The sequence below is a fragment of the Streptomyces sp. NPDC085481 genome (assembly GCF_044541845.1).
In the GTDB taxonomy this organism is placed as follows: Bacteria; Actinomycetota; Actinomycetes; order Streptomycetales; family Streptomycetaceae; genus Streptomyces.
Map to the genome: position 1 here is coordinate 1 of NZ_JBITTJ010000017.1, position 6,844 is coordinate 6,844.

Genomic DNA, 6,844 nt, shown 5'->3' on the forward strand with positions numbered 1-6,844 from the left:
GCACGCCGCGCCACCAGGGCGCCGGCCAGGTGCGAGAGCGCCAGGTCCCCGCCCGCCGCCACGAAGGAGGCCAGCCGCTCCGCCTGCCCCGCCAGCGCACCGGCGCTCCGCGCCGACACCACCAGCGGCACCACTCCACCGGCCGGGACCGTCACCGGCTCCGGCTCCTCGGGCACCTCCTCGGGCGCCTGCTCCAGGATGAGGTGGGCGTTCGTCCCGCTGAGCCCGAACGACGACACTCCCGCCCGGCGCGGCCGGTCCGCCTCCGGCCATTCCCGCGCCTCGGTCAGGAGCTGGACCGCACCCGCCGACCAGTCCACCTGCGGTGTCGGCTCCTCGACGTGGAGGGTGGGCGGCATGACGCCGTGCCGCAGCGCCTCGACCATCTTGATCACACCGGCCACACCGGCCGCGGCCTGCGTGTGGCCGAGGTTCGATTTGACGGAGCCAAGCCACAGCGGGCGCTCGGGATCCCGGTCCCGGCCGTAGGTGGCCAAGAGGGCCTGGGCCTCGATCGGGTCGCCGAGCACGGTCCCAGTGCCGTGCGCCTCCACCACGTCCACCTCGGCGGCGGACAGGCCGGCCGAGGCCAGGGCCTTGCGGATGACGCGCTGCTGCGAGGGGCCGTTGGGGGCGGTGAGCCCGTTGGAGGCGCCGTCCTGGTTGACCGCGCTGCCGCGCAGGACGGCCAGGATCCGGTGCCCGTTGCGCCGGGCCTCCGACAGCCGCTCCAGGACCACCACACCCACGCCCTCGGCCCAGCCCGTACCGTCCGCGGTCGAGGAGAAGGGCTTGCAGCGGCCGTCGGGGGAGAGTGCCTTCTGCCGCGAGAACTCGACGAAGGTGTGCGGGGTGGCCATCACGGTGGCGCCGCTGGCGACGGCGAGCGTGCACTCGCCCTGGCGCAGCGACTGGGCGGCCAGGTGGATGGCCACGAGCGAGGAGGAGCAGGCCGTGTCGACGGTCACGGCCGGACCCTCGAAACCGAACACGTAGGAGACCCGGCCCGAGGCCACGCTCATCGCCGAGCCGGTCGCCGTGAAGCCGCTCAGCTCGGGCGGGACGGCGCCGCCGATGCCGTAGCCCTGGGTCATGACGCCGGAGAAGACGCCGACCTCCCGGCCCTTGAGGGCCAGCGGGTCGACGCCGGCCCGCTCCAGGGCCTCCCAGGAGGTCTCCAGGAGCAGCCGCTGCTGGGGGTCCATGGCAAGCGCCTCGCGCGGGGAGATCCCGAAGAACCCGGCGTCGAACCGTCCTGCCCCGTAGAGGAATCCGCCCTGGTCTACGTAGGACGTGCCGATGTTCTCGGGATCGTCGTCGAACAGTCCGCGCACGTCCCAGCCGCGGTCCTCCGGGAAGCCGGAGATCGCGTCCCTGCCCTCCGCGACCAGGCGCCACAGGTCGTCCGGGGTGACGACGCCGCCGGGCAGGCGGCAGGCCATGCCGACGATGGCGATGGGCTCGTCGGGGTCGACGGCGAGCGTCGTGGGGACGGTGGCCGCGGCGCCCGCGGCCGTGTCGCCGAGCTCGGCGACCAGGTAGCGGGCGAGGGCGAGCGGTGTCGGGTAGTCGAAGACGACGGTGGTGGGCAGGTTGAGGCTGGTGGCCTCGCGGAGGCGGTTGCGGAGCTGGACGGAGGTGAGCGAGTCGAAGCCGGCGTCCTTGAACGCCTTGTCCACCCTGACGTCGGCCGCGCCCGCGTGGCCGAGGACGGTGGCGACGTGGGTACGGACGAGTTCCAGGAGCAGCGCCTCCCGCTCGGCGGGCGCGAGCCCGGCCAGCCGCGCGGCCAGGCCGGACGTGGCCCGGGCGGAGCGTCGCCCGGCCGGTACGAGGCCGCGGAGCAGGGACGGTACGCCCATGCCGGTGGCGGCCTCGGCGCGTACGGCCCGCAGGTCCAGCTTGATCGGGACGGCGACGGCCTCGGCGGCGCCCAGGGCGGCGTCGAACAGCTCCAGGCCCTCTTCCGGTGCGAGCGCCAGGAAGCCGCCGCGGTTGACCCGCGTCTGATCGGCGTCGCTCAGCCGCGCCGCCATGCCGGTGGCCTGTTCCCACAGGCCCCAGGCCAGCGACTGGCCTGGCAGGCCGGCCGCCCGGCGCCGGTGGGCCACCGCGTCGAGATAGGCGTTGGCCGCCGCGTAGTTGCCCTGCCCAGCCGAGCCGAACACGCCGGCAGCGGAGGAGAAGACGACGAACGCCCGTAGCTCCGGGACCAGTTCGCGGGTCAGCTCGTCCAGGTGACGTACGGCCGTCACCTTCGGACCGAAGACGTACGCGAGGCGCTCCGGCGTCAGCGCACCGATCACCCCGTCGTCCAGGACACCCGCCGTATGCACGACACCCGTCAGCGGATGCGCCACCGGTACGGACCCCAGGAGCGCCGCCACGGCGTCCCGGTCCGCTACGTCACAGGCGACGACCGTCACCGACGCACCCGACTCCCGGAGAACGGCGGTGAGTTCGGCGACGCCCTCAGCGTCCGGGCCACGGCGGCTCGCCAGCAGGAGGTGCCGTACGCCGTGTTCGGCGACCAGTCGCCGGGCCACCAGGGCGCCGAGCGAACCCGTACCGCCGGTGACCAGGACGGTGCCCTCGGCGTCGAAGGCGGCGGCATCGGCCGTCGGCTCGGCGACGGCGGCGCGGACCAGGCGCGGCGCGCTGAGCACCGAGCCGCGAACGGCGACCTGGGGCTCGCCGGTGGCCAGTACGGCGGCCAAATCCCGCTCCGTGGCGTCCTCTTCGGTGTCGAGGAGAACGAACCGCTCGGGGTTCTCGGCCTGGGCGACCCGGACCAGACCCCACACGGCGGCACCGGCCGGGTCCGTCACGGCGGCGTCCCCGCCGGCGGCGACGGCGCCCCGGGTCCGTACCACGAGACGGGAGGTCTCCAAGGCCTCGTCAGCGAGCCACGCCTGGAGGACGGCGAGGACACGAACGGTCAGCGCGAGTACCTCGTCACCCGAACCGTCCCCGAACGCGTCCAGGACGGCGACCGGCGGGACGGTGGCCTCGACGGCCGAGGTCAGCGCGGCGACGTCGGCAGCGTCGCCGATACGGGCCCACGGCTCGGCCGCCGGGGAGGCGACGCTCGGGGCGGGCAGCTCGGTCCAATCCACGCGGAACAGCGAGTCACCGCCCCCCTGCGTCCCCGCCGCCGCTGCCAGTCGACCGGCGTCGACCGGGCGCAATGCCACCGCATCCGCCGCCAGGACCGGTCCGCCGGTCTCGTCGGCGGCCGACAGGGACAGCGCACCCCGCCCGGACCGGGCGAGCCGCACGCGCAGTACCGCCGCGCCCGTGGCGTACAGCGCGAGCCCTCGCCACTCCAGCGGCTGCCACAACCGGCCGCCCTCGGCCGTCATGGCCTGCGACAGGCCGGGGTGCAGCGCCGCGTCGAGCAGAGCGGGGTGGATGCCGAAGCGGCCCGCCTCGTCGTGGTACTCGTCCGGCAGGACGACCTCGGCGAACACCTCCTCGCCGCGCCGCCAGACCGCTCGTACGCCCTGGAAGGCGGGGCCGTACGCGTAACCGTGGGCGACGAGGTCGGGGTAGAGGTCGTCGATTCCGGTCTGCCGGGCGCCCGCAGGGGGCCAGACGGTGAAGTCGAAGTCCGCGGCCTCGGGGGCCCCGGGCGCCGTCGGCGCGAGGGTCCCGGACGCGTGCCGGGTCCAGGCCTCGGCCGCCTCGGCCTCGGCTCCTTCCCGGACGGAATACACCTCGACGGTGCGTGCGCCGTTCTCGTCGGGGCCGCCCACGGCGACCTGGACGCGGATACCGCCCTGCTCGGGAACGACGATCGGCGCGTCGACGACCAGTTCGTCGAGCGTGCCGCAACCGACCTCGTCGCCCGCGCGGACGGCCAGCTCGACCAGGCCCGTACCGGGGACGAGGACGACACCACCGACGGCGTGGTCGGCGAGCCAGGCATGCGTACGGAGCGACAGCCGGGAGGTGAAGACCAGACCGTCCGACTGCGGGAGTCGTACCACCGCGCCGAGCAGCGGGTGTCCCGCGCCCGTCAGACCCAGCGCGGCCGCATCCGTCCCCGCCGCCATCATCTGGAGCCAGTAGTGCTGGTGGTCGAAGGCGTACGTGGGGAGGTCGACCCGGCCGGCGTCGGCACCGGCCGGAAGGCACTCGGCCCAGTCGACGGAACCGCCGTGGACGAAGACCTCGGCAGCCGCCGAGAGGAGTGTCTGCGCCTCCGGTCGGCCGTCCCGCAGGGCCGCGACGCACACGGCACCGCCGTCGACGCTCTCTTCCACGACGCTCGACAGCGCGGCGCCCGGGCCGAGCTCGACGAAGACGACAGCGCCGTCACCGTCGCCGGCACCGGCGGCAGCCGTGGCAGCGTCGGCGAAGCGGACGGTACGACGGACGTGGTCGACCCAGTACCGCGGATCGGTGAGCTGCCCCGGCTCGGCAGGTCGACCGGTGACGTTCGAGACGACGGGGACCTTGGGCTCCGACCACGTCACGCCGGCGAGCGCGGCGGCGAAGTCCTCGAGCATCGGCTCCATCAGCACCGAGTGGAACGCATGCGAGACCGTCAGCCGCTTGGTCTTACGACCCTGCTCCGCCAGCTTCGCCGCCACAGCCAGCACGGCATCCTCGACACCCGACAGAACCACCGACGCCGGCCCGTTCACCGCCGCCAGATCCACACCCTCACCAAGCAGCTCGGCGACCTCGCCCTCCGACGCAGCCACCGCGACCATCGCGCCACCAGACGGCAACGCCTGCATCAACCGGCCCCGAGCCGCCACCACAGCAGCCGCATCCGCCAACGACAGCACCCCCGCGACATGGGCCGCAGCGATCTCACCGATCGAATGCCCCATCACCGCATCCGGCCGCACACCCCACGACTCGACCAGCCGGAACAACGCCGTCTCCACCGCGAACAAACCGGCCTGCGTAAACACCGTCTGACTCAAGTCACCAGCATCACCAAGGATCACGTCCCTGACCGAATGCTCCACCCACCCCGACAACTGCGCGTCCAACAAGGCGCACACCTCGTCGAAAGCCTCCGCGAACACCGGGAACCGGCCGTACAACTCCCGGCCCATCCCCACCCGCTGCGAACCCTGCCCCGGAAACACCAACACCGTACGAGCAGCCGAAGCCCGGCTCCCCGTCACCACCCCCGCAGCCGACTCCCCCCGCGCCAGCGCACCAAGCCCCGCCAGCGCCTCCTCCCGCGAACCCGCCACCACCACCGCACGCTCGGACAGCACCGCACGCTCCGCGGCCAGAGCCGCCGCCACGTCCGGCAGCGCCCCCGTCTCCTCGGTGCCGACGAGCGCCGCGAGCCGTTCGGCCTGACCGGCCAGCGACCGGGCACTCTTCGCCGACACCACCAACGGCACCACGACGCCGTCGGTCGTCACCGGCCCGGGCTGCGCGCCCTCCGTCTCCGGTGCCTGCTCCAGGATCAGGTGGGCGTTCGTACCGCTGACGCCGAAGGACGACACACCGGCCCGCCGCAGCCGGTCCACCTCCGGCCAAGGCCGGGTCTCCTCAAGCAGCCGGACCGCGCCGGCCGACCAGTCCACCTGCGACGACGGAGCATCGACGTGCAGCGTCGCCGGCATGACCCCGTGCCGCAACGCCTGCACCATCTTGATCACGCCCGACACACCCGCAGCCGCCTGCGTATGCCCGACATTCGACTTCAACGACCCCAACCACAAAGGCCGCTCAACCGACCGATCCTGACCATAGGTCGCCAGCAACGCCTGCGCCTCGATCGGGTCGCCAAGGACCGTACCCGTGCCGTGCCCCTCCACCACATCCACATCACCCGCCGACAGACCCGCCGCCGCCAGCGCCTTACGAATCACCCGCTGCTGCGACAACCCGTTCGGCGCCGTCAACCCGTTCGACGCACCATCCTGATTCACCGCAGAACCACGCACCACGGCCAGCACCCGATGCCCGCGCTCCAGTGCCCGCGAGAGCCGCTCGAGCACGACCACACCCGCGCCCTCGGCCCAGCCCGTACCGTCCGCGCCGTCCGCGTACGACTTGCAGCGCCCGTCCGAGGCGAGCCCCCGCTGCCGCGAGAACTCCACGAACGTGTGCGGGGTCGCCATCACCGTCGAACCGCCGGCCAGGGCGAGCGAGCACTCGCCCCGGCGCAGCGCCTGAGCGGCGAGGTGGATGGCGACGAGGGACGAGGAGCACGCTGTGTCGACGGTCACGGCCGGACCCTCGAACCCGAAGACGTACGAGATGCGACCGGAGGCGACGCTGCCGGCCGCGCCCGTCCCGGCGAAGCCCTCCAGCTCGGGCGGCACATTGCCGCCGAAGAAGTAGTCGACGCCCATGATGCCGTTGAAGACACCGACATCCGTGCCCTTGAGAGTTCCCGGGTCGATCCCAGCCCGCTCCAGGGCCTCCCACGAGGTCTCCAGGAGCAGCCGCTGCTGCGGGTCCATCGCCAGCGCCTCACGCGGCGAGATCCCGAAGAACCCGGCGTCGAACTCCCCCGCGCCGTCCAGGAATCCACCCTGGTTCACGTACGACGTGCCGGCCTGGTCCGGGTCGGAGTCGAACAGGCCGTCCAGGTCCCAGCCACGGTCCTGCGGGAAGCCGGACACGCCGTCCCGCCCCTCGCTGACCAGCCGCCACAGGTCCTCCGGGCTCGCCACACCACCCGGCAGACGGCAGGCCATGCCCACGATCGCGATCGGCTCGTCCGCGCTGCGCGCGACCTGCTGTCGCAGGTCGTGCAGCTCGGCCGTGACGCGCTTGAGGTACTTGAGGAGTTTGTCGTCCGTGGCCATGTTCGATTTCCTCACCGGGGTCGGGCAGTGGCGGCAGTCAGTGAAGGCGTGGT

The 6,844-nt window shown here is 73.2% G+C and carries 1 protein-coding gene; it reads right to left on the reverse strand.

Annotation, left to right across the window (positions count from 1 at the left end):
* On the reverse strand, positions 1-6,806 hold a 6,806-nt coding region (locus ACIGEZ_RS29440), incomplete at its 3' end, for a type I polyketide synthase (protein ID WP_399836912.1).
* Between the last annotated feature and the right edge of the window lie 38 nt (positions 6,807-6,844).